Annotated in this window: 21 protein-coding genes; 4 read left to right on the forward strand and 17 right to left on the reverse strand. The window is 33.6% G+C overall.

Annotation, left to right across the window (positions count from 1 at the left end):
• Nucleotides 1–296: 296 nt before the first annotated feature.
• The 3 genes from recD to recC are packed head-to-tail and all read right to left on the reverse strand — an operon-like array spanning nucleotide 297 to nucleotide 10,481.
• Nucleotides 297–2,552: an exodeoxyribonuclease V subunit alpha gene (recD, locus tag J5V48_RS07785; protein WP_219938014.1), complete on the reverse strand. Its 2,256-nt coding sequence runs from the start codon at nucleotides 2,550–2,552 to the stop codon at nucleotides 297–299.
• On the reverse strand, nucleotides 2,552–6,661 hold the full coding sequence (locus J5V48_RS07790; protein WP_219938015.1) for a UvrD-helicase domain-containing protein: 4,110 nt from the start codon (nucleotides 6,659–6,661) through the stop codon (nucleotides 2,552–2,554). Before J5V48_RS07790 ends, recD begins: the two co-directional genes overlap by 1 nt.
• Before the next feature lie 16 nt (nucleotides 6,662–6,677).
• Nucleotides 6,678–10,481, reverse strand: coding sequence for an exodeoxyribonuclease V subunit gamma (gene recC / locus J5V48_RS07795; protein WP_219938016.1), 3,804 nt, complete (start codon nucleotides 10,479–10,481; stop codon nucleotides 6,678–6,680).
• A gap of 188 nt (nucleotides 10,482–10,669) precedes the next feature.
• Between recC and J5V48_RS07800 the strand changes: the two genes are divergently transcribed.
• Complete coding sequence (locus J5V48_RS07800; RefSeq protein ID WP_255557771.1) at nucleotides 10,670–11,146, forward strand: GNAT family N-acetyltransferase; 477 nt, start codon at nucleotides 10,670–10,672, stop codon at nucleotides 11,144–11,146.
• 96 nt (nucleotides 11,147–11,242) lie between these two features.
• Here the strand turns inward: J5V48_RS07800 and J5V48_RS07805 are convergent, their stop codons facing one another.
• The 4 genes from J5V48_RS07805 to J5V48_RS07820 form a co-directional block, all read right to left on the reverse strand.
• On the reverse strand, nucleotides 11,243–11,473 hold the full coding sequence (locus J5V48_RS07805) for an LPP leucine zipper domain-containing protein (protein WP_219938017.1): 231 nt from the start codon (nucleotides 11,471–11,473) through the stop codon (nucleotides 11,243–11,245).
• Between the two features lie 220 nt (nucleotides 11,474–11,693).
• Nucleotides 11,694–12,245 carry a D-glycero-alpha-D-manno-heptose-1,7-bisphosphate 7-phosphatase gene (locus J5V48_RS07810; RefSeq protein WP_219938018.1) on the reverse strand — a complete coding sequence of 184 codons (552 nt, stop codon included), beginning with the start codon at nucleotides 12,243–12,245 and terminating at the stop codon, nucleotides 11,694–11,696.
• A 41-nt stretch (nucleotides 12,246–12,286) separates the two neighbouring features.
• Nucleotides 12,287–12,883: a transglycosylase SLT domain-containing protein gene (locus J5V48_RS07815; protein WP_255557772.1), complete on the reverse strand. Its 597-nt coding sequence runs from the start codon at nucleotides 12,881–12,883 to the stop codon at nucleotides 12,287–12,289.
• Complete coding sequence (locus tag J5V48_RS07820; protein ID WP_219938019.1) at nucleotides 12,883–13,221, reverse strand: P-II family nitrogen regulator; 339 nt, start codon at nucleotides 13,219–13,221, stop codon at nucleotides 12,883–12,885. The genes J5V48_RS07815 and J5V48_RS07820 overlap by 1 nt, the downstream gene beginning before the upstream one ends.
• 249 nt (nucleotides 13,222–13,470) lie before the next feature.
• Between J5V48_RS07820 and J5V48_RS07825 the strand changes: the two genes are divergently transcribed.
• Both J5V48_RS07825 and J5V48_RS07830 read left to right on the forward strand, forming a co-directional pair.
• Complete coding sequence (locus tag J5V48_RS07825) at nucleotides 13,471–14,664, forward strand: extracellular solute-binding protein (RefSeq protein WP_219938020.1); 1,194 nt, start codon at nucleotides 13,471–13,473, stop codon at nucleotides 14,662–14,664.
• Between the two features lie 153 nt (nucleotides 14,665–14,817).
• Entirely contained in the window at nucleotides 14,818–15,486 is a 669-nt protein-coding gene (locus tag J5V48_RS07830) for a super-infection exclusion protein B (protein ID WP_219938021.1), read from the forward strand.
• Nucleotides 15,487–16,029: 543 nt separating this feature from the next.
• Here J5V48_RS07830 and glpX read toward each other — a convergent pair.
• The 9 genes from glpX to J5V48_RS07875 form a co-directional block, all read right to left on the reverse strand.
• A complete protein-coding gene (glpX, locus tag J5V48_RS07835) occupies nucleotides 16,030–17,016 on the reverse strand; it encodes a class II fructose-bisphosphatase (protein ID WP_219938022.1) in 987 nt (328 codons plus the stop codon).
• Nucleotides 17,017–17,155: 139 nt separating this feature from the next.
• Nucleotides 17,156–18,814 carry a sensor histidine kinase gene (locus tag J5V48_RS07840; protein WP_219938023.1) on the reverse strand — a complete coding sequence of 553 codons (1,659 nt, stop codon included), beginning with the start codon at nucleotides 18,812–18,814 and terminating at the stop codon, nucleotides 17,156–17,158.
• Nucleotides 18,811–19,482 carry a winged helix-turn-helix domain-containing protein gene (locus J5V48_RS07845; protein ID WP_219938024.1) on the reverse strand — a complete coding sequence of 224 codons (672 nt, stop codon included), beginning with the start codon at nucleotides 19,480–19,482 and terminating at the stop codon, nucleotides 18,811–18,813. Before J5V48_RS07845 ends, J5V48_RS07840 begins: the two co-directional genes overlap by 4 nt.
• A 10-nt stretch (nucleotides 19,483–19,492) precedes the next feature.
• The gene (gene phoU, locus J5V48_RS07850) at nucleotides 19,493–20,137 is read right to left on the reverse strand and encodes a phosphate signaling complex protein PhoU (protein WP_219938025.1); all 645 of its coding nucleotides are present in this window, start codon (nucleotides 20,135–20,137) and stop codon (nucleotides 19,493–19,495) included.
• A gap of 12 nt (nucleotides 20,138–20,149) precedes the next feature.
• Nucleotides 20,150–20,905, reverse strand: coding sequence for a phosphate ABC transporter ATP-binding protein PstB (gene pstB / locus J5V48_RS07855; protein ID WP_219938026.1), 756 nt, complete (start codon nucleotides 20,903–20,905; stop codon nucleotides 20,150–20,152).
• 1 nt (nucleotide 20,906) lies between these two features.
• Nucleotides 20,907–21,767, reverse strand: coding sequence for a phosphate ABC transporter permease PstA (gene pstA / locus J5V48_RS07860; protein WP_219938027.1), 861 nt, complete (start codon nucleotides 21,765–21,767; stop codon nucleotides 20,907–20,909).
• Nucleotides 21,764–22,642, reverse strand: coding sequence for a phosphate ABC transporter permease subunit PstC (gene pstC, locus J5V48_RS07865; RefSeq protein ID WP_219938028.1), 879 nt, complete (start codon nucleotides 22,640–22,642; stop codon nucleotides 21,764–21,766). The genes pstA and pstC overlap by 4 nt, the downstream gene beginning before the upstream one ends.
• A gap of 37 nt (nucleotides 22,643–22,679) precedes the next feature.
• Nucleotides 22,680–23,477 (reverse strand): phosphate ABC transporter substrate-binding protein, encoded by a 798-nt coding sequence (locus J5V48_RS07870; protein ID WP_219938029.1) that lies wholly within the window; start codon nucleotides 23,475–23,477, stop codon nucleotides 22,680–22,682.
• A gap of 162 nt (nucleotides 23,478–23,639) precedes the next feature.
• The gene (locus J5V48_RS07875) at nucleotides 23,640–25,385 is read right to left on the reverse strand and encodes an alpha amylase N-terminal ig-like domain-containing protein (protein WP_219938030.1); all 1,746 of its coding nucleotides are present in this window, start codon (nucleotides 25,383–25,385) and stop codon (nucleotides 23,640–23,642) included.
• Nucleotides 25,386–25,546: 161 nt separating this feature from the next.
• On the opposite strand from J5V48_RS07875, the gene J5V48_RS07880 reads away from it, so the two are divergent.
• Nucleotides 25,547–26,413, forward strand: coding sequence for an AraC family transcriptional regulator (locus J5V48_RS07880; RefSeq protein ID WP_219938031.1), 867 nt, complete (start codon nucleotides 25,547–25,549; stop codon nucleotides 26,411–26,413).
• Between the two features lie 414 nt (nucleotides 26,414–26,827).
• Here J5V48_RS07880 and J5V48_RS10090 read toward each other — a convergent pair.
• A partial coding sequence (locus J5V48_RS10090; RefSeq protein ID WP_219938034.1) for an EF-Tu C-terminal domain-related protein occupies nucleotides 26,828–26,902 on the reverse strand: 75 nt, incomplete at its 5' end.

A 26,902-nucleotide genomic window follows, 5' to 3' on the forward strand; every position in this document is an offset into this window, starting at 1 on the left:
TCGCCTTCTGCACTTCGTTTTTTTTGTCCCTCTTCCGAGGGCCCACACAGATTGTCCGTACTGATTTTTAAAGATCTTCATTAACGCTTGGTTAATGTTCGTTGTCGTTCGTGACAACGGAAATGCATTATAGACTTTTTTTGACTTCTGTCAAACTTTTTTTAAAGTTTTTTTTACTCTTTTTTTACATTTCGCTTTCTTATGCGATTCTCTGCAGTAATTTCTTTTTTTACAGAGAGCAATTTTAAATATAGGTCAGTTTTTCTGTTTGTCAAATTTTTATGCAAATTTTTGTATCAAATCATTAGAGACAATCCGCTTTCTCTCTTTACTCTTTTTACAATGCTTGATAAAAACAGTTTTTCATCACCAATAATATATACTCTAGGATCGGCTCCTAATGATGCTTTTGCTCTTGTTATTCCTGTATATATAAGCTCTTTTGTCATTATTGGATTATCAATTGGTGGTAATACCATACATACATGTTGATACTCACAACCTTGAGACTTATGAATAGTCATTGCAAAGCCTGCATCATATTTTTTAAGTCTTTCAGGAGAAATTACTCTGGGTTCGTTTTTATCTATTGCAGGGAAAAACACCTTAACAGATCCTTTCTGCATTGATTCTTTTGAATCATATGCAACAAATCCGACCTCACCATTATCAACGCCTAACAGTTTGTCATTTTCAGTAATTAGGATCACTGAACCAACGGCAAACTCGCCTTCTTGATTTTTAAGTGGGATTTCTGCTCTGAATTTTGTTTTTTTACTCTGAATCCTCTTTTGAAGAAGTTTTGCTATTTCAGAATTGATTACCTTAGTACCAAGACATCCTTCATTCAGAGCACATAAAACTCTGTATTTATCCAGAGCATTAAATATCTTTTTAGATAATTCTGGATTATTTTTATCAACGATATAATTACATTGTTCTAAAAGATTTATGTATGCCCCGTCTTTTGAGTATTTATCAACAATCTCACGAGCAATAGAAGTTGCAAATTTTAACTGATACTTTCTTGATTTATCAGCTATATTACAGAAACTTACTTCTTTATCAGATCGGAACAGATCTTCTATTGACGTTGCTTTTGCAATATTCTCATCAGTCTTTTTACAATACTCATCACCAATTTTATTCGATGCGTTAATGTTGTTTGCAACAATACCTAAAACACTGTTCGAATCAAATCTTCTACTCTTTAAAAGTAATGAAACATTATCACTGATGGCAGACTGGTTATTATATTTTCTACACAGATCTTCATGAGAGTATGATGTAATCTTAGATATAACAGAAAGTTTTTGTTCGCTAATTGTCTTATCTTTATAAAGTTGAGAACAGATATCAGCAAGAACAGATCCTGGTTGCACAGAATTAAGCTGATCTTTATCGCCAAGCATAATAACCTTTGTCTTTTCAGGCAAAGCTTTTATTATCTTTGAGAATAAAGATAGTGAAATCATTGATACTTCATCAATAACAATAATGTCACAGTCTAATTTATTAGACTCATTGTATTTTGGAATCTCTTTGTGGGGGTAAATTCCTAAAACTCTGTGAATTGTAGTAGCACTTGTAGGAATACTCTTTTTAAGCTCTTCTTCAGAAAGCGCTTTATTTAATTCACACAACCTTCTGATAGCATCACCAATATTCGGTGTTAATAAACCAGAGCTAATACTTTCCACCATTCTTGAGGATGCTTTTCCTGTAGGTGCACATAAGGTAATTTTTAGAGGATCTCTTTTGTTTGCAGCAAGAAGTAACAACAAAAGCTTGATTACTGTTGTTGTTTTTCCTGTGCCAGGTCCACCACAGATAACAGAAAATTGGTTTATAGCACTCTGAGCTGCAGCTATTTTCTGATATTCAATTTCATCTTCACTATCAAATAGAACATTTAAAGCCTTTTTATAGAACTCAAGCGCAGTGTCATCTAAAGAATTCATTCTGTTGTTTTGAGTTTTGATATAGTCGCATACAGTATTTTCATAATGAAAATAACTTCTTAAATAAAGTCTGTAATTTACTTTATCTTCTGTGTACACGCATAAAGGACTTACAGCGTTCAGATCAGGTGAAATCAGTCTGCTTTCTGCACTCAGCATCTGAATATAATTTGGAATGATCTTCTGTTCTATAAACGCACAAACGCTTTCTTTATATGAGTCAATATCATTATTGAATACTGCAAGATCATCTTCATCTAACCTTGATGTAAACAGATTTAACTGTGTAATTTCATCACAAAATAAAGAAGTTAGTTTATCTTTAGTCAGTAAAATACAGACATTGCCTTCAGACAGTTTCTCTATAAGTGCCATCAGAAAAACAAGGAGTATTTTTTTCTGTATTAATGAAAATTCATTTCCATTTATAAATACAGTATCCTTTAAGTACAGTTTGTAAGCTATTAAAGCTATTGGCTTTATAAAATCAAATTCCTTTATTGCTTCATTGAATTCATCTATGGAAACTGAATTATCAAAACAGGAGAAAAAGCTTTTCACAGACTCCATTCTTCTAATCATTGACTGCATTATTTTTCTCCCTTAAAAAGCTTATCTAATTTCATCACTGTTTCGTATGGAACTTTAATGTTAAGAACACCAAAGCTGATATTTTCATCAGTTGTAATTGAAGACAATCCTCTTACATACAAATACATTGCTCCACCGACTAAAGAATCATAGGCATTTTCAGATCCGTCATAACTTGCATCTGAATTTAATAGGAATCTATGTACAGCCAGAGAGTAAATAAGAGTTTGTACATCATATCTTGATTCAAAATATCTATTTAACAGTTCTTTTTGTGAATAAGACTGATAGGTACTTCCAAGATGATTTGATTTGTAATCGATAAGATAATATTTACCACATTCATTTTTAGTAAATCTTGCAAGAAGATCGATGCTTCCTTTCATATATCCATCAAAATCAGATTTTGATAAATCGTCAAGATCAATATTCCCAAGCTTCTCTTTTGCAAAAGAAGAGCATATTTCATTGAATTTATTCATGGAAAACTGCTCGCAAGGCATAAAGAATTCAAGTTCGCAAGCACAGTCCTGTGAAGTCAAATCTGAAAGAGATATGTCATGCTCAATGATTGGAGCATGAATAATCTCATATAACCAATTTGCCATTGATATGACACCGTCTTCTTCTAAAGAAGATCTGTCCATTAAATTGAAGAGATCATACTTTTTGTTGTCATATACGAACTGAAGAATACTATCTTTTGAATCCTTATCTACACTATCATCTGACACAAGCAGTTCTAATAGTTTATGTAGCAAATCACCTGCTTTAGATCCTTTTGTAAAAGAGAATCTGAATTCTCTTCCATTCATAGGTGAAACGTATTCTGTATTAGCAAGCTGGTTTTCACTACCTTCATCTTCTAAGCTAGCTTCATCGACAACCTTTAGCTTTGCTCCGTGAGCTCCACTTGTAAGACCTGAGTAAGAGGTAATTGTAAAGGATGAATGCACAGAACCTGGTTCTATTTCATTGACTTTTGTTTCCTTATTCGCACTGGCATCAGACCACATTTTCTTTCCTTCAAAAAATGTGTAAGGATCACCTGAAGCAAAAGCGTCACTTGAATAATCAAGTGTAGAATCTTTATCTTTTCCTGGTAGTTTTAATTCCCTGAAATATTCAGATTTATACAGATCCTGTTTAGATTCACCACTGTTTTCCATTACAGCTCTTAAAGCAGCTTTTCCTTTAATAGTAATCTGCTTTGCAGAATAAATGAAGTTTGCTGACTGAGCTCGAGTCAAAGCAACATACAAAAGACGAACCTTTTCCTGATTTTCACTCTGAAGATAAAGATCCTTTGCTGTTTTACTATCAGAAATCAGAATATTTTCAGATAAAGATAATGTTTTTTTCTGTGTATTATCATCGTAATAACAGAGTGGACCTTTTTTGTTAGTATTATCTTTTGTGATATACAAGAATGGTAAAAATACTAAAGGATACTGCAGACCTTTAGATTTATGAATAGTATAGATTTTTACAAGATCCTGTTCTGACTCTAATCGTTTCTTCTTCTCATCCTTAGATAAATCACTGTCTTTATCATTGTATATCTGCTCTGTAAGCCATAGCATCTGTGCGTTAGCACCTACAACAGATGAGCTAACATTCTGAATTAGTTCAGCTATCTGAAAATAATTGCTTAAAACTCGTTCTCCATCTGATTTTTTCATAATCAGACTAATAAGTTCATGCGCACTTATATAATGACTAAAAGCTGATAAGAAACCTGTTTTACACCAGCATTCATAACAATCTCTTAGTAAAGAAATTTCTTCATCAAATTGTTCTGAATCTGTTGCCTTAAGATATTCTTCATAACTTTTACAGAGTAGTCCTGAACCTAAAAGTTTGTTTACTTTAGAAGCATTTGAACTGTCAGTCATAGCTTCCATGAAATACAGTATATTCTGAGCCTCTTCAGAAATAACAGGATCCGTATCCTTTGAGAAATAGTTATTTTTTACCTTTTTATTCAATACTGATGACTGATCCGAAAAATATACTGATTTAATCCCAAGAGCATTTAATGCTTTTTGAACCGCATCATTCTCTTCACCACAAGAAACAAGTATTGCTATATCTGATGGCTTTACTTTTCTATATTCCTTTTTTTCATAAATATAGCCAGTACACAAACATCTTTTAACATCGTATGCAACGGCTTTAGCGATGGATGCTTGAAATTTTTCTTTTCCAGAAAAAGATTCATTAAATTCAATAAAATAATTTGACTGAGATTCTTTTTCCTCGGCATGTATTGGGCGCTCATCTTCAAAATAAAAATTTTTTGTTCCATTTAAACCATGTTCGTTTGGACACAAAACACTAGAAAATTCAATTCCACTTTTATTTATTTCAGATGTTTTATCAAAATCAAATGGATTGTATATTATTTCGTGGTTTTCATTCTCAATATTACTAAATATGCAGTTTACGCCTTCAATAACGTTACGTGATGAACGGTAATTCTTATTTAATGTATATACTGCAGATTTTCCGTTTGGAAGAATATTCTTTTGGATAATCTGTTTTGCTTTGTTATATGAATGGATATCAGATCCTCTAAAGGCATATATTGACTGTTTAGGATCACCAATCAAATAACATACACTGCCGGATTCTTTTGCTGAATCTGATAGATATAGTTTGTTGAATATCTCAAACTGAACAGGATCGGTATCCTGAAACTCATCTATCATTGCAACTTTATAACGGGAACGTATCTGTTGAGCTAAAAGCTCTGAACGTTTTGCATCGCATGTTAAGGCATTTGCTAGCTGTATAAGAAGTTCATCGTTACTGATAACATTGTCTGATAAACAATATGACTTTATCTTTTTAAAATACATTATCGTTATCAGAACTGACAGTTCTCCTGTAACAGATTCTGTTAATTTATCTAATTTCTTTATTATTTCAACGAGACTGTTTATAGAGTTTAGTATATCTTCTCGAAAAACAACTGCCGCACATGATTTAGCATTAAAATATTTATTTTCTTCAGGTAACTTATTTATTAGCTCTTTTGCAAAGTCTTTTATATCATAGCCTTTAAGAGCTTGCTCTAATAACTCAAACATCGCAACAGTACTTTTATTAGGTTTGAGTTTTTCTTTATTCTCAGCAAAAAAATTTCTATCTACTAAAAATAATTTTATGCTTTCTTCATTTTCAAGAACACTTCTATACTCATCTAAAAGACAATCAACTAAAATCTTTGCTTCTAGGAATACAGAATCTTTTTTCTTTTCGTACCAGGACAGTATCTGAGCAATTTTACTCTTCGGATCTTTTGTATTTACACCTATTTTTTCATTGTAACTTATCAATGACTTTTGATTTATCTCATAACCAAAATAGCCATCTTTGTCATCAATTTCCTTAACACTGTTAACTGGTATGCTGTACTCTTTTACTATGTCAGCTACAGATTTTTCTCTTAGAGTTTCTAACAATAGCTTTGAAAAAGCATAGTGCTCGCTATCTTCCTTTTCAGAGTAAAACAGTTCTCTTTGTAAAGAATTTATAGATCTATCATGGTACAGATCGGTATCCTGAAGCAGATTAACATTAAAAGCTCTTCCAGATTCAAAAGCATATATCTGATTCAATGCTTTATTACAAAATGAATGAATGGTGCAAATAGCAGCTTCATCAATAGTATGTTCCGCTCTTTTAAGAAGTCTTATATATGCAGATACGCGATTTTTATCAGCCCCATCCTTTAAATAACTTTTTGACAGAATTCTTAAAGCATCCTCGTTAATATCCTCAATTTTCAGAATATCTTTATGAATTTTTTCAAAACAGAGTCTAACAGAATGTATTTTTTCAAGAATTCGTGCTCGTAAATCTGCAGCAGCTGCATTTGTAAAAGTTACAACGAGAATATTTTCAATATCAATTGGTTCTCCACCGTTTATAACTTTCGCTTCTTTTTTAACTGAAGTTTCATTCAAAGAGCCTAATAACAATCTGACTACAAGGTAACTTATGGTATAGGTTTTACCTGTACCTGCAGACGCTTCAATCAGTGAAGAATAGTTCAGATTGAATGTATTAACATCTAAAGTAGGAATATTTTTCTTAGAGCCCATAGTATCCTTCACCATATTACAGTTCTTCTTTTACTATTCTCATTGATTTATACATTTCAACTATGGAATCAGCAAATTCAAATACAATCTCTTTTTGTTTTTCACAAAGATTCTGCAATGATTGATAATCCTTAAACAGATAAGTTGCTTCATCCTCATATTTAAATATTTCTAAATTTTCTTCATAAAACAATTCTTCTGGAGTTTTTGGATCCTTCTTGCAACAAGCAACAAGAACTTTGTCCATAAATCTCTTTGTAATTGGAACTGGTACTTTCTTCATAAGATCATAGTAATAAACCAGCTTTGCAAGATAGGAGTCGATCTCATCCTTTGATGGAATGTTCTGCAATGCATATTTATCTCCTTTATTTGAAATAAACAGAATCTTTTCACTTACATTGCTTATTGAATGGTTATATGCAGCAATTCTACTCAATGCTTTAAGAAAATTAGAATAAAGACTGCTTTCTGTAAGATCATCATGGAAAGGATCGATAATGTAATTTGAATATTCACTAATGGTTCCTTCAAGAGTTATTTCTGATTGCTCATGCATAGAGGTCTCAAATATTATTGGAACGCTATAGCTTTTACCTGCAAAATTATCCTTAATAGCTTCAGTAGCAAAAGCTCTGAGAATATTTGAAAAAATTTCAATTATCTTCTTCTTTTCCTTTTCAAAGAAAATTGAATAAGGCATTGCTCCTTGCTTTTTGTATAAATCAAGGAATGTTACAACAAAATCTTCAGGAGGAATTCCAAGGATTTTTGCTTTGTTGATTTCTCTGAAACTGCCTGATGGATGTTCATTAAGTATTAGATCAGTATTGAATGAATGATCCTTAAAATAGTAATTCATAAATTCAGAAAACAGATCATTTACTAAAAATTGCGACTTAAAATTCCCGAACATTATAGGTTCGTTATCTTCGCATACAGAACTTTTTACTGAACCAACATTGGAAATATTCATTTTTTCCTTTAAAAATGCTTTGCATGGATTTCGGAAAAAGTTTGTAAGTTCATCTAGAGAAAGACTTGTTAAGTCACAACTTTGATTCTTTAGTGAATCAATGTTTTCATCTGTCAAATAACCTATAGGAAGATTTCCGTCTTTATCAGAAGTCTTTTTATCAAACCAAAATGCTGCTTTGTTATAGGATACAGTACGAAGCAAATTGTTTTGCTCATCTAATGAATAGTTTCTTATATCATAAGAATTAAGTGTTTCTTGTCTGAAAAGACGTGACTTAATATCCTTTAAATTATTTTCCTCATCTAACACATCACAGTTAACATAAAAGTTTTCAGTAATATGTTCTATAAGTTCAATAACAACAGGAGATGGATTCAGTTCACTCTTATCAATTGGTGACTGACCTATATACGAAATATACAGTTTCTTTTTAGCTGACATAATCGATTCTAAGAACAAGAATCTGTCATCAACACTCTTTTGTCTGTCGTTGTTTCTTATTAGAGATTTCACTCCCATAAGATTGAAATTAGGAAGAACCTCTTTTCTTGGAAACTCTCCATCATTCATTCCAAGAAGGAATATGTAATCAAAAGGAACTGCTCTCATTGGAATAAAGGAGCAGAAATTTACCTTTCCTCTTAAATATTTTGAAGAATCCCTATCATTTCCAAAAGCATGCTCAAGTTTAGCTCTGAAAACAGGAAGCTTAATATTCAGAACTGATGTATGTCCATCTTCTTCATTCGAACCAATTCCAGCTTTTAGATTGCTGATTGATTCATTCATCTGCTGAAGGATTTTGTTAATAAACAACAACTCTTCATTTTGCTCGTCTGAGAATAAACCATCAAGAAGGATATTTCTTAGCTTTCTAGTCCAGTCATCATTAGTCAGATCAAGATTTGGAGAGAATTCATCTCTAATCTGTTTTAACTTATTTACAAAGGCACAGAATTTATTTATTAGCTCAAAGTCCCCTGTATCCACATCAGAGCAGGCGCCACCAACAATATCAGAGCCTTTAAAGAAACCGTCAACTATTCTGTCTATACCATTAGACAATGTCCAAGGCAAATCAATCTGAGCATTAAGCTCTTCTTTAACATCCTCTTCATCTAATCCCCAGTGAATATTTGCTTTTTTTAGGTATTCAGCAATAACAGATACTTCATCCTTACTGATACCAAATTTTCTTGCTATAGACTCAATAGATAAAAGATCGATTACCAAAGATGCAGTTATTCTTCTGCTTCCGATTGATAAAAGCTCAATGATGGCTGATGCAATTTTATTGTCAGATTTTGCAGTTCTATCGCAAACTGCATAAGGAATGTATGCAGGATCATCATAACTTACAGATCCGAAAACACTTTCTATTAATGGAGAATAGGTTTCTATATCAGGAACCATTACCAGAAAATTCTTAGTACTTACACAGCCATTGTTTTTTTCTTTCTTGAAAATATCAAGCATTCTGTCTCTTAATACTTCAACTTCTCTTAATGGTGTATGGCAGGAATGAAACTCTATTGAAGAGTCATCATCACGTATCTTGTATTTTTCTTTTGAATTGAGTGTTAACAACTGATCTTTTATTCTGTTTAAAACTGTATCTGATTCTTTATCATCAGGATCCACGTTTGAACAAAAAACGTTGGTAAAAGCAAGTTCAGTATCTCTTGATAAAAGTTCATTGAAGGTATCTTTACATTCTTTTCCAAGCGAAATCAGTAATGCGTTACCGTCAACAAGATTTTCATTATTATCAAACAGCTTTTGGTATTCTTCAAAATAACTGTCAGTTGCATCAACATCTGCAACTAATTTTCTTTTAGCACCAATGCTCTGTCTCTGTTCGAGAGCATCTGACCTTAAATATTTAACAATAATCTTTTTCTTTTCTTTCCAATCTGCCTTAATTGAAGACAAATCACCCCAGTATTCCTGACAAGGATTCAAAAGCATATATAGAACTTCAATATGCTTTCCAATTGCGCAGAATAAATCAATAACCTGCGATGGCATTGATGTAACGCCAAAGATATAAAGACGGCGAGGAAGTTTCTTTTTAAGAACATCAGCTCTTTTTGGGTCATTTAATGCTTTAACCAGTTCATAAATAACCGTAGCTCTGTCATAGGAGCTCTGTTCGTTAACAGTTGCATTTAAATTTTCTCTTAACATTACCCAGAGCTTTATCTGCCAGATATTGTTATAAAGAGTTTTTTCAAGAGATCTGTCGTTTTTTGATGATGCACTGCCTAATAACGATTTTATGAAATCTTTTATTTTTCCTTCTTTTAATAGCAAAGTTCCGTCATTATTCTGAGTGATATCTTCAAAATCAGACAGTGTCATCTTGTTCCACTCTCTGATCCATTCAGGTCTGTACATCTGATACTGATCAAAGCAGTCTGCTATTGCACCACACAGTTGATATGCCTTTGCCCCCTCATCTTCGCCATCATCGACAAGAAGATATTCTCTCATTGAAGCAAATACTGGATCATCTTTCTTTTTCCATTTATCAATCATCGAAAACAATGACCAGGAAATATGTTCATGATCGTAACGGTTATATGAATCAGCGCCAGATATTGTTTTGTGCAGATCCCAGATAAATGCCCATAAAGGAGAAAAATCAACGCCAGAACAGATAAGATTGTTATGAGCAATTTCCTGCTGCAGATACATCTGCATACCTTTATTCATAACAATAATCTTGTCTCTTGCAAATGGGTTACCATTTTCAGATTTCAAGCTGATTCTGTTTGAACAGATACTGCTTAAGATACTTAAATCATTTGAATTTACTACGTTTAAAGAAAACTGGCGCATTACTAACCTTCAAAGTGGATAACATCTTTTCTGATAATAGCATAAATTTTATCTGTTTAATAACTTTAAACAAAGAATTTTTGTTAGTATCCTACTAATAAACTAACTAAATGCAATAGCTTCAATCAATTCCATTCACATATGGTAACCTAATCAGTAAAAACTAATAATCTCTAAGGAACAATAAAATGGCGAACATCACATTTAGATATGCAACTAAAAATGACAGTGAACTTGTATTGAAATTCATCAAAGAACTGGCTGTATATGAAAAATTAGAAAATGAAGTTGTTGCAACAAAAGAACTTCTTGAAAAATGGATTTTTGATGAAAATAAAGCCGAGGTTATTTTTGCAGTAGTATCAGGAAAAGAAGTTGGATTTGCATTGTTTTTCAGTACATTCTCAACTTTTCTTGGACGACCAGGAATTCATCTTGAAGATCTATATGTTTCACCTGAATACAGAGGATTAGGCTATGGTAGAGCTATCTTGAAGAAACTATCACAAATAACAGTTCAAAGAGACTATGGAAGACTTGAGTGGTGGTGCTTGAACTGGAATCAGCCAAGTATAGATTTTTACAAATCTTTAGGTGCTCAAACTATGGATGAGTGGACAGACTACAGACTGTCAGGAAAGGAACTTGAGGAATTGGCAAAATAAATATGAGAAATTGGGCAGATTTAATCTGCCTTCTTTTTCAAAAAAAGAAAAAGTCCACCTAAGTGGACCCTTTCTTTAGCGTGAAATCACAAGAAATTATTTCTTGTAACGACGAGCTAAGTTGTCTAAGCGCTCGTTTGCACGTGCAGCGTCTGACTTAACGAAAGCAACGTCATTTGCTAACTTTGACTGCTGAGCCTTTAAAGCATCAACGTCAGCAGCAATAGCGTCTAACTTTGCTGATAAAGAAGCATCACTGGTGCAACCAGTGAATAATACTGAAGAGCCTAAAGCAACAACTGCTAAAGTAGCTGCAAACTTAGTCATTTTTATCTCCAAAACTGTTTAAACAGATAAAACTAGAAACGAAACCTTTCGTTTCTGAACATTTGCCATTATAGTCTTAAAAAACACAAATGGCACATTTTTTTCAAATAAATTTTGAAATTTGTCGAAAGTTCTGTTCAACAACCTTTTGTTAAAAAAACAACTTCCTGCTTGTTCAATATATGATCTTCAAATTAGATGTAGCTTAGATAAACATCAACTATTGATTTTTTCTAATAAATTCAACGACTTCTCCAATTGTCTTATAGCATATTGCCTCAGGACACAAAGGAGACTCCTCCTTTAGATGTTCACCAATTAAAAAAAGCGAACTTATTCCAGCTCTTCTAGCCGCAAACAGATCTGTTGCATGATCACCAATCATTACGGAATGATGAAGATCGATTTTAAGGTCACGTTCTGCATAATAGAACATACCTGGCTTTGGTTTTCTGCATTCACATGAAACTCTGTACTGCTCTACATATGCATTCTCATGATGCGGACAGCAGTATATTCCATCAAAACAGGCATCATACAAAGAAAGATTAGCCTGCATGAATGAAGTTACCTTAAGAAAATCAGAGTATGTATATTTTCCTCTGGCTATTCCTGACTGATTTGTGACAAGAACTGTCAGATACCCCATATCCTTGAATTTCTTTAATGCCAAAGCGGTTCCTTTGATAATGTCAAAACGCTCTATCTGGCCTATATAACCATAATCAATGTTGACAACACCATCTCTGTCAAGAAATACAGCTTTTTGCATTTAATACCTAAAGATAAATAAAAGAAATTCTAAATGGAGTATTAGTAAAGATTACACTTTAACAGCTGACGTTTATACATCTGAGAGCGACTGCTGACCTTTCTTGCAACCTTTATTAGCCAATCTTTAGATCTGTATGTTTTCTTTCTAAAACCATTCCAGCCTTCATGATAATTAAGGTACTGGTTATAAGCATCAGAAAAACTTATTCCATTAAGCCTTTTGGTTTTTGTCATATACCAGCCAATGAAATCTAGAGAATCGCCAAAATCAGAGCGTGAAGAAAATATAGATCCAGACTGCTCTTTATATTCATTCCAAACAGGATCTTGAGCCTGAGGATATCCATATGCTGAAGATCCACGACCATAAGGAATAAACAAGAACCACCTCATTGGAGGTTGAGCATCAGCACGAAAGCCTGATTCTTGAGCCATGATTGCCATCGCTACATTTATAGGGACACCATAACGCTGATGTACCCTATGAGCATCCGTATACCAGCTATCTTTTTCCTGAAAGATAGAACATAAATCATCCGGCCTTGATGGAGGTGTAGTTGAACAGCCTGTGATAAAAAGCAATGCCAGCGAAAAGACAGAAACTAATTTAAAAGCACGATACTTCATTGAAATCATTAAATAGCGTCGTCGCCTTCTTCACCAGTTCTGATTCTAATAACGCGCTCTACATCAGATACGAAGATTTTACCATCACCAATCTTACCTGTATGAGCACCGTCTGTAATAGCCTGAATACAGGTATCAACATCCTCATCTTTTACAACAAGCTCGATTTTTGCCTTAGGTAGGAAATCTACAACATATTCTGCACCACGATATAGCTCTGTATGTCCTTTCTGACGGCCAAAACCTTTAACCTCAGATACAGTCATTCCAGAAATACCTCTAGCACTTAGTGCTTCACGTACGTCGTCTAATTTGAATGGTTTGATAATTGCAGAAATCTTTTTCATAGTTCTATCTTCCTGTACTTTGTTATGCACCAATTTTGAATGGGCATATCTTATCACTAAAATTCTAGAACAAAAGTATGAAGTTAATGTATTTTTTTTTAATAAACTTAGATCAATATAAAACAAATCTTGATTTTTTACCTCATAAAACACATATTCGCAGATTTAACAGAAAAGCGAATATAAATTAACAGACATTTCATAAACTATCCTTGTAAAGATGAATAAATTGAATAGAAGGATAAAATAATGTTAAAAATCAAAATGTTATTAGTTTATATATTCCTGTCTGTTAATATTTCTACTGTTATTGCTGATGATAATGTTTTAACTGTATGGGAAGATAAAGGAAAATCACTTGCAATCGTAAACCAGATTGCCGAATTTGAAAAAAATAACAACTGTATTGTGAAAATTTTCGAAAAAGATGCAGAAAAACAACTTGATTTAATCATGACAAACAATGGTCAAACTCCTGATGTATTCATTTTGATATCTGACAGACTGATTGATGCATATTCAAATAAGATTGTCAGAGAAATTGATTACTCTCAAGAAGACAGAGATTTGTATGAAACATCTGCACTTAATGCTTTGAGTGTTGCAAATAAAGTATATGCAGCACCGCGCTCTATTGAATCACTTGTAATTTATTACAATAAGGATCTCCTTGAATATCCTTATGAAACTCTTGAAGAATATGCTGAATACTCTGAGAAAATTAAATCAAAAGAAAAATATGGTCTTCTTGGAAATTTCCAAAAGTTCTATTATGCAAACAGCTTTATCAATGCATATGGCGGTTACACATTTGGAAAATACAAAAACAAGAATATAAATATTTTTGACATTGGCTTAAATAATGAAGGTACAATTTTAGGTCTCAAGGAATTAAAAGATTTTTCTCAAAGAACAATGCCAAAAGAAGCTTTATCAAAGAAAGCTGACAGTGTTATTGATCTTATGTTTACAAAAGGAAAAGCTGCAGCCGTAATCAATGGTCCAATAGCATTGAAAAAGTATTCAAAATCAGGCATTAACTTTGGCATTGCACCTCTTCCAAAACTGAAAAACGGGAAAAAACTAAATGGATATTATGGAGTAAAAGGATATGCAATTTCTTCAAAGTCAAGAAAGCATCAGTTAGCAGAAAAATTCATAAGATTCATTAATTCTCCTGAAAACGCTCAGAACAGATATTTTACAAATGCAGAACTTCCACCAATAAAAACATTGCTAGAACAGAGCTTTATCTCATGTGACGAGCTTGCTAACACAATAATTTCTCAGATAAATGAAGCTTCTCAAATGCCAAATGTTCATAAAATGCGAATTGTCTGGAAAACCATGGATGAATCGCTAGAAAAGATCCTATCAATATCTAATCCAAATTACAAAACAGTTTTAAATGAGGCCGTCTCTAAGATAAAACAATGTGATTAGAGATAAACTAAACTCCATTTTTTTGACACGCAAAGTATAACAGTATTTCAAAAAGCAGATAAACAAAGCGTTAGTCATCAATTAATGATCTTTGGCATGTAAGTTGCAACAGTTAGTTCAGATAACAAAATGTCAAAAAAATGGAGAATTAAAATGGAATACGAAACTTCTTCTGCATCTGCACTAAAATTAGTAAATACCATGATGATGTGGTTATTCTGTTTAACTGTTCTGCTTTTAATCATTCCATGGGCAGAAATTTCACTAACTTTTGCAGATAACATCGAGGACAATAAGATCCTTTTATACTTTGCTCTGATTATTGAAATATCAAATTTCATATCACAGGGACTTATGTATGTTGTTAATGCAATTTCTACTAAAAAGAGAATCAAAAAGCAGAAAATTAAAGTTTCAACAGCAGTTGAAAACCTTGATTTTGCGGAGAAGGCATTATTACGAGAGTATGTTCTTCAGAGAAAATCTATACTTAATCTACCAGTTTTAGAACCTACAGTTCGAAATCTCATTGATGAAGGTGTTTTAAAAATTATTAATGTTACTGATGAAGAGGTAAGAACTGCACAGATCATTATTTCAAGAGAAGCACGTCCATATATAACCTATAAGGCAATCGGTCTTACTCTTGGAAAAATGACAGAAGATCAGATTTCTGAAATTATGAATTCAAGACCACATTATGCAAGAAACTCAAGTTTGAACCAAAAGAATAAAGTATTCGTTGGTACCAAGGCTGTAAATTCTTTATATAAAAACAAAGAAGAAGTACAGAATACTTCAAAAGAAGAAGCTGCAGCTTAACAAATTTTACATTACTCCATTATGTGTTTTGACCTCTTTATTCATGAGGTCTTTTTTTTATCCATTAATGTTGTTGACACTAATTAAGACAAAAAATGTAAAAGCGTCCTGCCTAAAACTAAATCTCAAAGACTTTTTACCCCCTACCATTCATTGCATGTAAAAGCCACTGAAGATTTCTCCATAATGACTCCAAATTTATTTTTTTATTCTCTTTTGATTATCTGCAAACTCGTGCTCGAGCTGAAATTTATTTTTCCATCACATAGTTCTCTAAGGATATTCTGTTTCTTATAACTTGTTGTTCCTTAATTAGTCGGTATCCTCTGTTCACGAAAAACTGCTTTGCTGTAATAGAAGAGTGTTTTGTGACTCTATCAATGCCAGTTTCTAGAGTGAAATAAAATCTTATATCAAAAATATATCTAATATCGTTATCAAATTAAAAAAGGCCGAACATCGAGTGACGATAGAAAGTTCAGCCTTTTTCTTAACATATATGTTAAATATACTTGGTGTACTACTCATACACCACTTTTTTATTTAGTATTCAATTGTACTCATCTTTGACAGTTTCTTACGATCATGCCATGCCTGAATATAACGGCGTGTACCTGTTCTTCCTCTTGATGAGATAGAAGATGTAATTGCATAACCGCCCTTGTAATGAATTCCATCAAGTAGTTCACCTGGGGTTACACCAGTTGCGGCAAAGAAACACTGATCTGTAGTAATAAGATCATCTACAGAACGAATAAGGTTTAAATCGAATCCGTCTTTAATGATAGCTTCTCTTTCCTCATTGGTTTTTGGTGCTAGTCTTGTCAGCATCTGTCCACCAGTACCCTTGATTGCACAGGCAGTTACAACAGCTTCAGGAGTACCGCCAATACCTACTAGCATATCAATATCTGTGGTAGGATCGATTGCCATTAAAGCACCTGCAATATCACCATCTGAGTGAACCATCACTCTTGCACCAGATTTGTGAATATCATTGATTAACTGATCGTGGCGTGGTTTATCTAAAACAAAAACATTCAGTTCACCTACTTTCTTGCCAAGAGCCTTTGCAACTTTCTCTAAATTGTCTTTGATAGGAGCATCAAGATCAATTACATTAGCGGCCTCAGCACCAACGCACAGCTTCTCACAGTAATAGGAATGTCCAGGATTGAACATTGTTCCCTTCAAAGAAATACCTACAGCTGCAATACCGTTTGGTCTACCACCTGCAACACAGGATGTACCATCAATAGGATCAACTGCAATATCAAACTCAAGACCGTCACCAAAGCCAACTTTTTCACCAGTGTACAGCATAGGAGCTTCGTCTTTTTCACCTTCACCGATAACAATAGTTCCCTGAATGTGTAATGACTGGAATGCGATTCTCATTGCATCCACTGCGGCTCTGTCAACTAGTTCCTTATCTCCAAGACCTACATATCTTGCTGAAGCTAATGCTGCAGCTTCAGTAACACGAACAAGATCAAGAGCAATATTCTTATCAGCTAAGTGTTGTTGCATATTATCCCCATCTAAGGTTTTATTAATCGAAAAAAAAACGCACGATTACGGCACGTTTTGATGTGTGTATGATACACCACGAAACTTAAAGTTCCTAATTATTTCGAGAATTTGAAAAAAATAACCACTTAAAAATGGCTTAAATATGCAGATTTAAAGAAAATGATGTGCCTTCGCCAAGCTTTGAATCAACCTTGATCTGACCATTACATTCCTGAACAATATGTTTAACAATAGTAAGACCAAGACCTGTACTGTCTCTATTTGAATGACTTCTGTCTACAGTAAAGAATCTTTCAAAGATCCTTGTTGAATCCTCGTATGGAATACCTATACCTGTATCAGAAACCTTTATAAAAATGTTGTCTCTCTCAACTGTAATAGTACAATCAACACGACCTTCTTCTTTATTGTATTTAATTGCATTATCAATAAGATTGTTCAGAATCTCATAGAAATATCGCTTTGTGAAATAAATAACATTATCAGGACAGTTAACCAAAACTGTTATTTTCTTTGATAAGGCTTTTTCATTTAAGTTTTCAACAACAGTATCTGCAACACTCCTGATATTGAATTTCTCTTTTTTTGCCTTTACTCCAGACTCTACTCTTGATAAGAACATAATGTCATTTATCATGCTCAGTAGTGTCTGTCCTTCATGTTTAATTCTTGCACCAAACACTGGTAAATCATCTTTTTTAACGATTCCATTTTCAATCAGTTCTGCTCTTCCGATAATTGACTGAAGAGGAGTCTTTAACTCATGAGAAACATTTGCAGCAAATTCCTGTCTTTGTAACTGTAGTTCGCGCTCTTTAGTTATATCGACAAGCAAAAGAACATATCCAAGGAGCTTTGAGTCATCTTCAATTTTGTTAAAGATTAAGGAAAAATACTTTCCATTTAATTCAATATTCTGTTTATGAAACTCTAACTGACTTCTTTTCTCATATACAGAACAGATAACAGAATTCTGACTCAAAAATACAAGTGGTTTTCCAATAAGACCATTATCATCAGTATTTTTTGAGAAAATTGCTTTCGCACTATTATTCAACAACAGGATTTCACCTTTTTTGTTTAATAGAACAATACCTTCTGACAGTCTTGTAGTTAGGGTCTTTAACTGTACATGAGATGCTGTCACCTTTCTTAATAATTTCTTAATTCTTTTTTGATGCTCTGCAATTCTGTTTAACAACGGTTTAAGTTCATCATAACAGTCATTTTCTTCAGGATTATTCAGATTAAGATTATTTATTGGCTTTACAATCGATGCAGACAGTTTTTTTGCAAGAAACACAGATACAATTACAGCAAGAGTAAACACCAGTAGAATATGCAAGATTAGAGATCTTGTAAGCGAGATTATACTGTCAGATGTAAATGATGCTCGCAGCACTCTGCCATCTGCAAGCTTTAAGGCATAATAAACAGTTCTCTTTCCAAGAGTTGTTGAATAGCGATGAACCTCTGAATGACCATACTGTTTTGCCTGAATAAACTCAATTCTTTTTGAGTGATTTTCAAGAGTCTCTTCTCTCATATGAGAGTCATAAAGTACATCGCCATCAGAATTAATAATATTAATTCTATATATGTCTGTATCAAGTAGTCTTAAATCAGGTGCATCAGACTCATTTAACACATGTGCTAGCTGCTGTGTATAATGTCTTAGCTTCTCGCTATCTTGCTTTAAAGAAAGATATGATGAAATAAAAACTGACAAACCAAGTCCTAAAATTAGGGTCAGGATTGTCATAAAGAAAACAGATCTGAAAATTCTAGAAATCATACATCAGCCTTATATCCGATACCACGGACAGTCTGAATAACTCTTTCGTATTCTCCAAGCTTTGCTCTTAATGCTCTGACATGAACATCCACTGTTCTGTTTTCTCCATCATAATCTATACCCCAGATAATATTCAGAAGATCATCTCTACTATATACTCTGCCAGGATGCTTTATCAGAAGAAGCAAAAGCTCAAATTCTTTCAAGGAAAGATCAAGCTTCTTATCTCCTGCAAAAACAGTATGTTTCTGCTCATTTATAACAATATTCTCAAAAGTTACATCCAAAGATATATCACTGTCATTTTTGCTTCGTCTTAAAATCGCTTTTATTCTTGCGACAAGTTCCATCATTGAAAATGGTTTTGTCAGATAATCATCAGCACCTAAATCAAGAGCTTTGATTTTTTCATATTCAGCTCCCCTAGCTGTTGCCATAATGATAGGAACGGAAGCTGTTTTTGATGACTGACGTATTCTTTTTAACACGTCAACACCACTTAAATCAGGAAGCATTACATCTAAAACTATAAGATCGGGAATCTCATCTTTTAATGCATCAAAAAAGCTTTTGGCATTTTCAAATCCCTTAGCATCAAAATTCATTGAGGTTAAGGTATAAAGCTCTAACTCTCTGATATCAGCATCATCTTCCAGACAGTAAATCATATCCCTCTCCCTATGAAAGCTCACCTGAAATCATATATAAGGTACATTTTGCCACATTGCAACTATGATCACCAATTCTCTCTAAGTACTTTGCGATCATTAAAACATCTAAAGGAAGAGAACCATCTGTATCTTCAGATTTTCGAATTTCTCTGATCAGAGCAAGTTTTATCAGATTGAAATACTTATCAACAACTGAATCATGCTTTATTACAGCTCTTGCTTGATCCTCATTTTTTGTTATGAAAGAGTCAACGCTGTTTTTTACCATTTCAATAGCTTCTTCGCTCATTTTTTCAATCAGAAGAATTTCATCTCCTCTGTAACTGAAATTAAAGCTAGATATAAGCTCTGCTATTGAAATTGCCTGGGTTCCAATTCTTTCAACATCTCTTACAAGTTTAAGTGTAGCTGAAATAATAAGCATGTCCTTAGCAACAGGTTGCTGTCTTAAAATTGTTTTAATACACAAAGATTCAATCTCTCTTGCTTTAGATGAAAGATCATAATCATTCTTGTAAATTGCCAGCGCCTTTTCCTTATCATGAGTTCTGAAAGCTTCAAAAGCGTTATTTAGATTCTGCTCGCAGCTTGAAGCCATAAGTATAAGTAGCTCACTTATCTTCTGAAGAAGTTCATCAAGTACAAATCTCATTTTATTTTTCCTTTATCCAAATCTACCTGTTACATAATCTTCACAACGCTTATCCTTAGGCTTTGTAAAGATATTGTCTGTTGAATCCATTTCAACAAGATCACCTAACAAGAAAAATGCTGTTTTATCTGAGATTCTCAATGCCTGCTGCATATTGTGTGTAACTATTACTATTGAGTATTTCTTTTTAAGCTCACATGTTAGCTCTTCAATTTTTCCTGTTGAAATAGGATCTAAAGCTGATGTTGGCTCATCCATAAGAAGAACTTCAGGTTCCACTGCAAGTGCTCTTGCAATACACAATCTTTGCTGCTGACCACCTGATAGTCCTAAAGCAGAACTCTTGAGTCTATCTTTAACCTCATCAAAAATGGCTGCCTTTTTTAGTGAACTTTCAACAATCTCATCAAGAGCAGATCTATTTTTTACACCATGGATCCTAGGACCATAGGCAATATTGTCATAAATTGACATTGCAAAAGGATTTGGTTTTTGGAATACCATTCCAACTGATTTTCTTAAAGCAGAAACATTAACCTTTGAATTAACAAGCTCTTGGCCCTTATAAACAATTGAGCCGTCAAGGCGAACATTCTCAATAAGATCATTCATTCTGTTTAAACATCTTAAAAATGTTGATTTGCCACAGCCTGAAGGTCCTATTAAAGCTGTAATTTCATGTTCCATAATATCCATATTTATATTATGTAGCGCGTGGTTATCTCCATAATATAAATTGAAATTCCTAACACTAATCAATGAGTTCATATTATTTAACTAACCTTTTTCTCTGAATTCTTTTTGACAAATATCCTGCTGTATAGTTAATCATCAAACTCATGAGCAGCATGATTGCAGCAATAACAAATGCGACATCAAAACGTCCCTGCTCTTTTGCATATACATAAAGAGCTACAGTCATTGTTGAGCCTGATGAAGACAAAGCATCAATAAATCCGTTTAGTTTGTGAGCAAAGCCAGCAGTAAACAACAGTGCAGCAGATTCACCTAACATTCTTCCAACTGCAAGAATACAGCCTGTAACAATGCCATCTATACAGCATGGAAGAACAACTGTTCTTATGGTGTACCACTTGTTAGCACCTAACCCGAATGCTCCTTCTCTATAAGAAATAGGAACTGAATCAAGACTCTCCTGGGTTGTTCTGATAATCGTTGGAAGGTTCATGATTGTCAGAGTTAGCGCACCTGCTAATAAAGATGTCTTCAAAGACATGTACTGACAGAATATAAGCATTCCAACAAGACCATAAATAATTGATGGAATACCGGCTAAACTCTCAATTGCATATTCAATTGTTCTTTTAACCTTAATATTTTTTGCGTATTCACTAAGATATACAGCCGCTCCAACACCTAAAGGCAGCACAAACACTAATGTGGCAAATACAATGTAAACTGTATTTAGAATATCCGGCAGAAGACCTATGGTTTCATTGATATAACTTGGTTTTGTAGATAAAAGCTCCCAAGAAACATGAGGAATTGCACGAATTAAAACGTAGCCGATAATAAAGACTACAATAAATACAGTGAATACAGTTGCCATGAATGCTAAGAACAGCATTACGTTGTGGTATATGCAACGTTCAAGTCTGTTGCTTATCATTTGGTTTTTCCTCTCTTTTTCATAACAAGATTCAAAACAGCATTAATAGCCATAATGAAGATAAAAAGAACCAGAGCAATTGAAAACAGAGCTTCTCGTTGAAGACCTGATGAGTAAGACATTTCAGATGCTACAGCTGTGGTAAGAAAACGAACTGATTCGAATATACCTGGCATATTAGCTACATTTCCTGCTACCATCATTACTGCCATGGCTTCGCCTATAGCTCTTCCAACACCTAAAACAACAGCAATACTAATGCCTCGTCTTGCTGCAGGAACAAGCACTTTATATACGGTTTCGACTCGGTTTGCACCTAACGCTAAAGATCCTAATTCATATTCATAAGGTACAGATTGTATTGCGCCTATCGATACCTTGATAATTGAGGGAAGGATCATAATTGAAAGAACAAGAATTGCAGCTAAAAGAGATGAACCATCTGGAAGATCAAAAACATACTGGATCGAAGGAACAAGCACAAGCATTCCTATAAAGCCAAAAACAACAGATGGTATTCCTGCAAGCAGATCTACTGTAGACTCAACAAAACTCTTAACTTTTTTATTTGCAAATTTTGCAAGATATACTGATGTAAAGAATCCTAATGGTAAGCCAATTAGCAGAGCACCAAAGGTACCGTATACAGAAGTCAGAATAAAAGGTAGAATACCAAAAGCTCTATCCTGAGCAGTTGAAGCCCATCTTGTACCAAAAATAAAATCCGTAAAGCCAACCTTAAAAATTGCAGGTATTCCTGAAATTATCAGATAAAAGCAGATTACGACTACAAAAACTATATTCAGATATCCAAGAAAAGTAAAAATACCTTTAGCAAGAATATCTGTAAAGTCCTGTTGAATTCTGTTTTTCATATTAATAATGGCAGGCTATCCTGCCATTCCTAACTATTTACTTAACTGCAGGAACTACGCCAGCCTTTTCAATTAAAGGCTTAACATCTTTAGATAATGCGTAGTCAAAGAAAATCTGAGCACTTTCACTTAGTGGTCTGTCCTTTGATGTTACAAGGACAAAAGGTCTTTGTAACTTGTATGTCTTATCAAGAACGGTCTTTTCTGATGCATGTACACCATTGAATGAAAGAACCTTAACAGAGTCATTGACTGCTGATAGTGAAGCATAACCAATTGCATTTTCATTCTGAGATACAGTTGTAATAACATCACCAGTAGAAGTTAATTCCTGACGGTACTTACACTGATCCTTGGTCTTTGTTACTGACTCAAAGCCGTCTCTGGTACCAGAACCTGCCTCTCTACCAATTAAAACGATTGGTGATGATTTAGCTCCAACCTGTTCCCAGTTTGTTATCTTGCCGGTGTAAATTGACTGTAACTGCTCTGTATTAATATCTGAAAGAGGATTGTTCTTGTTTACAACAACAACGATTGCATCATATGCAAGATCCCTTGATTCAAGACTTGCCTTTTCTGCATCCTTTAAGCCACGTGAAGATAAGCCGATATCTGCTCGACCTTCATGTACAGCTGCAATACCTGCACCAGAACCAGTTGGATTGTAAGTTACATCAATGCCGTTACCATCAAAAGATTCAATCAGAATGCCGATTACTTTTTCCATTGAGGTTGAACCATCAGTAATAACTGACTGGGCGTTAGCTTGTAATGAACCTAATCCTAGAGTTGTTGCACATAAAGCGCACAGAATTGTCTTTTTTAATTTCATTTGAATGTACTCCAAAAAAGTTTACATTGTTAGAGTACAAGTCAATTGTTAAGTGGAATTCTCTGAATTGTAAAATTTCTGTAAATTTATATTTATTTGATTAAAAAAAAAAATGGCAACTATGCTGACTGCATAATTGCCTAACGACACAATTATATTCTGTTAAGCTAGTTTCTGAATGATTACTCCGCCATTTTTTAACACGCCATCGTGATATTTGTAAGAGAATAAAATATCTCCATTTGTTTTGCAGTTTATTTCATCACTCTGAGCATTTATTGTAACTTTCAGTGTATCTTTTCCATTAACTGTATAGGTCACTACTCTGCTGTCTGATGGCTCAAACTCAACATTATCATTATTTAGCAATCGAGAATATTTACGTCTTAATCCTATAAGCTGTTTGCAAAGTGACAGAGTATCATCATATTCGTGTTTTGCTATACTATCCCAAGGCATGACTTTTCTGTTGGCAGGATCGTTGTTTCCATCAAGACCAATCTCTGTTCCATAATAGATACATGGTGATCCTGGTAATGTCATCAGAATGCTGAGCATCTGAATAAACTTGTCATAAGAGCCGACTCTGGAGATTGCTCTATCCACATCATGACTATCAATAAGATTAAATAGCGCCTTATTGATCTGTCTTTGATACATGCTGTAGCAGTAATTCATTTTGAATCTGAAATCATTTGCATTAAGTGTTTCATCCAAAAAGAAATTACTTACAGACTGCAAGAATGGATAATTCATTACAGAGTCATATTCATCTCCCTGAAGATATACTGATGAATCGAGCCATATCTCTCCTAACAGATAAAGCTCAGGATAGTCTTTCTTTAGATTCTTACGTAAATACTTGATAAATGCATGAGATATTTCGTTGCCAACATCAAAGCGAATGCCATCAATATTCCACTCATCGACCCACCTCTTACATATGTTAAGAAAATATTCCATCACTTCTTCATTGTTGGTATTAAGCTTTGGCATGTTATCAACAAAAGCAAAGGAATAATAACGAGAATCCTCAGTTGACCCCTTTTTATTAAAGTCGTCTGAATTTATAAAATACCAATCATAGTATTTTGATGACTTTCCTTTTTCACAAACATCTTTCCATGCAAAGAAATTTGGTCCAGAATGATTGAATACAGCATCAATCATTACCTTTATTCCCAATTTATGAGCTTTTTCAACCAATGCAGCAAAAGATTCGTTTGTACCAAAATCGGGATCGACTTTTGTATAATCGTCAATTGAGTATTTATGATTCTCCTCGGAACAGAAAATAGGATTGAAATATATTCCGTTTACTCCAAGATCTTTTAAATACTCAAGTTTGCTTGCAACACCTTCTAGATTGCCACCAAAAAGATCGTGACGGCCAAAAGGAGTATTAACAGACCAAGTCTTGAGCTTCTTTCCATATACTGACTTATTATCTCCTACCCTGCAAAAACGATCTGGAAATATCTGATACCAGACAATGTTTTCAACCCATTTTGGATGTGAACAGATATCATTCTTATTCATCCAACCGAACTTGAAGAAATGCTTAATCACCTTCTTATTCATAATTTCAGGATCATAAACACCATCTTCAAAAAGCATACACTGCTCTTTTGAATCGGAGAGAACAAAATAATACTGTATTCTTTTGAATTTAGGTTTAAGAGTTACTGAATATATGAATTCATTTTTTAATTCATATTTCAGTTGCATTTGAACAGGAGCACCCTCCCATGGATCAGTTCCAGAACAACCATTGATATATGGATCATTGCACATAAGAGTAACAGTCTTTATAGACTTATTAGTATGTACACAGATAACAAGCTCATCCTCATTTAGAGAATAGCAGTCATTGAAACCACATACATGACGAATTCCGTCCTGATTCATAGAATTGTACCTTTTTTATAATAGCTTTGATAAAGGTAATTGTTTTTTTATTTATTGTGCTATTTATTTTATGAAGAGATTGTTCACTTTTCTGTCATTTTTCTATTTACTCAATAACACAATCCTATTAAATTATAAAAAAAGCTAGGAAATAATGAGTTATGGGAAAAATAGCTGTTCAAGAAAGCAAGAATCATGGAATAAATGAATTTCCATATTCAATCTACCATGTAAAAATGCCAGAGCATATTACTAAATTTGATCTTCATTATCACAATGAATTCGAATTGGTTTATGTTGAAAACGGTAGCATCGAATTTACTATACTTGAAAAAAAATACATTGCTAATAAAGGTGACATCGCTCTTTTATTGCCTGATTATCCTCACTCCATGAAACAGGTTCCTAACGTCTCATGCGAGTATTACTGTATGCTGTTTAAACCAGAAATTTTAAAAAGAAGCGATTCTGATCCAATATACGACAGGATTATGACCCCTCTAATTAAGCATACGGTAAAACTACCGTTCATCCTAAAAGATAAAGAACAAATTACAGAGTCTATAAAAAATGAGTGCAATGATCTGATGAAGTACTGGACTCACAGCTATAGTTCGTATGCTTTTGGTGTATTAGGCAATCTTTATAAAATAGTAGGTTCGCTTACAGAATATTATGAGGCAAATGACACTGTTTTATTAAACAACAAATCATATGACAGAATAAAAGAGGCTATATATGCTGTGGAAAACAGGTATGAACAGCCTCTTAGTGTTGAAGAAATGGCCCAGCTGTGCAATGTTTCATCATCTCATTTTATGAAACTTTTTAAAGAGGCTACTGGAGACAGTTTTAACAATTTTCTTATTGCATATCGCCTGAAAATGGCAGCAAAAAAGATTGCTGAAACAGATGATAAAATTGTAAATATTTCAACAGACTGCGGATTTAACAATCAGTCATATTTTAGCAGGGCATTCACAAAGCATTTTAAAATGAGCCCAGCCGAATACAGAAACAAACACTAATTGTTTTCAAAGATGTATATCGGCTTAACTTCCGGTTATGTATATTTCTCCGTTTAGATACTTAACAACAAGTTTATCTTTGCTTTGTAGAAATCATTAATACGTTAAATTTAGGACAAGTCCAATCTACACGCTTCCATAGTTTCTCATTTCTTTTTTTAATTATGTTTTAATTTCCAAACAATTCTTTATGGATTTAAAGGTCTTTAAGCAATCTTGGAAGCACAGAAAAGATATAACAATATTTCTTTAGGTACCTTTTATATTTATGCAAAAAAGATGGTTTTGGATTGATATTCTTATTTAACAACACAAAGTGACAGTGAATTTTGATAGATGAATTTTTTAAAGATAGATCTAAGAAGTGAAAAACCCGGCAAACGCCGGGTTTTTGATACTGGGTATCAGGTAATATTACTCGATGATCTTACCAACAACACCAGCACCTACAGTACGACCACCCTCACGGATAGCGAATCTCTCACCCTC

Origin of the sequence: Succinivibrio faecicola, assembly GCF_019448115.1 — a bacterium.
Lineage (GTDB): Bacteria > Pseudomonadota > Gammaproteobacteria > Enterobacterales > Succinivibrionaceae > Succinivibrio > Succinivibrio faecicola.

What these genes read in the sequence shown, in the direction of transcription:
- recD (WP_219938014.1), bottom strand. Translation starts at nt 2,552, where the DNA reads ATGCAGTCAATGATTAGAAGAATGGAGTCTGTGAAAAGCTTTTTCTCC.
- J5V48_RS07790 (WP_219938015.1), bottom strand. Translation starts at nt 6,661, where the DNA reads ATGGGCTCTAAGAAAAATATTCCTACTTTAGATGTTAATACATTCAAT.
- recC (WP_219938016.1), bottom strand. Translation starts at nt 10,481, where the DNA reads ATGCGCCAGTTTTCTTTAAACGTAGTAAATTCAAATGATTTAAGTATC.
- J5V48_RS07800 (WP_255557771.1), top strand. Translation starts at nt 10,670, where the DNA reads ATGGCGAACATCACATTTAGATATGCAACTAAAAATGACAGTGAACTT.
- J5V48_RS07805 (WP_219938017.1), bottom strand. Translation starts at nt 11,473, where the DNA reads ATGACTAAGTTTGCAGCTACTTTAGCAGTTGTTGCTTTAGGCTCTTCA.
- J5V48_RS07810 (WP_219938018.1), bottom strand. Translation starts at nt 12,245, where the DNA reads ATGCAAAAAGCTGTATTTCTTGACAGAGATGGTGTTGTCAACATTGAT.
- J5V48_RS07815 (WP_255557772.1), bottom strand. Translation starts at nt 12,883, where the DNA reads ATGATTTCAATGAAGTATCGTGCTTTTAAATTAGTTTCTGTCTTTTCG.
- J5V48_RS07820 (WP_219938019.1), bottom strand. Translation starts at nt 13,221, where the DNA reads ATGAAAAAGATTTCTGCAATTATCAAACCATTCAAATTAGACGACGTA.
- J5V48_RS07825 (WP_219938020.1), top strand. Translation starts at nt 13,471, where the DNA reads ATGTTAAAAATCAAAATGTTATTAGTTTATATATTCCTGTCTGTTAAT.
- J5V48_RS07830 (WP_219938021.1), top strand. Translation starts at nt 14,818, where the DNA reads ATGGAATACGAAACTTCTTCTGCATCTGCACTAAAATTAGTAAATACC.
- glpX (WP_219938022.1), bottom strand. Translation starts at nt 17,016, where the DNA reads ATGCAACAACACTTAGCTGATAAGAATATTGCTCTTGATCTTGTTCGT.
- J5V48_RS07840 (WP_219938023.1), bottom strand. Translation starts at nt 18,814, where the DNA reads ATGATTTCTAGAATTTTCAGATCTGTTTTCTTTATGACAATCCTGACC.
- J5V48_RS07845 (WP_219938024.1), bottom strand. Translation starts at nt 19,482, where the DNA reads ATGATTTACTGTCTGGAAGATGATGCTGATATCAGAGAGTTAGAGCTT.
- phoU (WP_219938025.1), bottom strand. Translation starts at nt 20,137, where the DNA reads ATGAGATTTGTACTTGATGAACTTCTTCAGAAGATAAGTGAGCTACTT.
- pstB (WP_219938026.1), bottom strand. Translation starts at nt 20,905, where the DNA reads ATGAACTCATTGATTAGTGTTAGGAATTTCAATTTATATTATGGAGAT.
- pstA (WP_219938027.1), bottom strand. Translation starts at nt 21,767, where the DNA reads ATGATAAGCAACAGACTTGAACGTTGCATATACCACAACGTAATGCTG.
- pstC (WP_219938028.1), bottom strand. Translation starts at nt 22,642, where the DNA reads ATGAAAAACAGAATTCAACAGGACTTTACAGATATTCTTGCTAAAGGT.
- J5V48_RS07870 (WP_219938029.1), bottom strand. Translation starts at nt 23,477, where the DNA reads ATGAAATTAAAAAAGACAATTCTGTGCGCTTTATGTGCAACAACTCTA.
- J5V48_RS07875 (WP_219938030.1), bottom strand. Translation starts at nt 25,385, where the DNA reads ATGAATCAGGACGGAATTCGTCATGTATGTGGTTTCAATGACTGCTAT.
- J5V48_RS07880 (WP_219938031.1), top strand. Translation starts at nt 25,547, where the DNA reads ATGGGAAAAATAGCTGTTCAAGAAAGCAAGAATCATGGAATAAATGAA.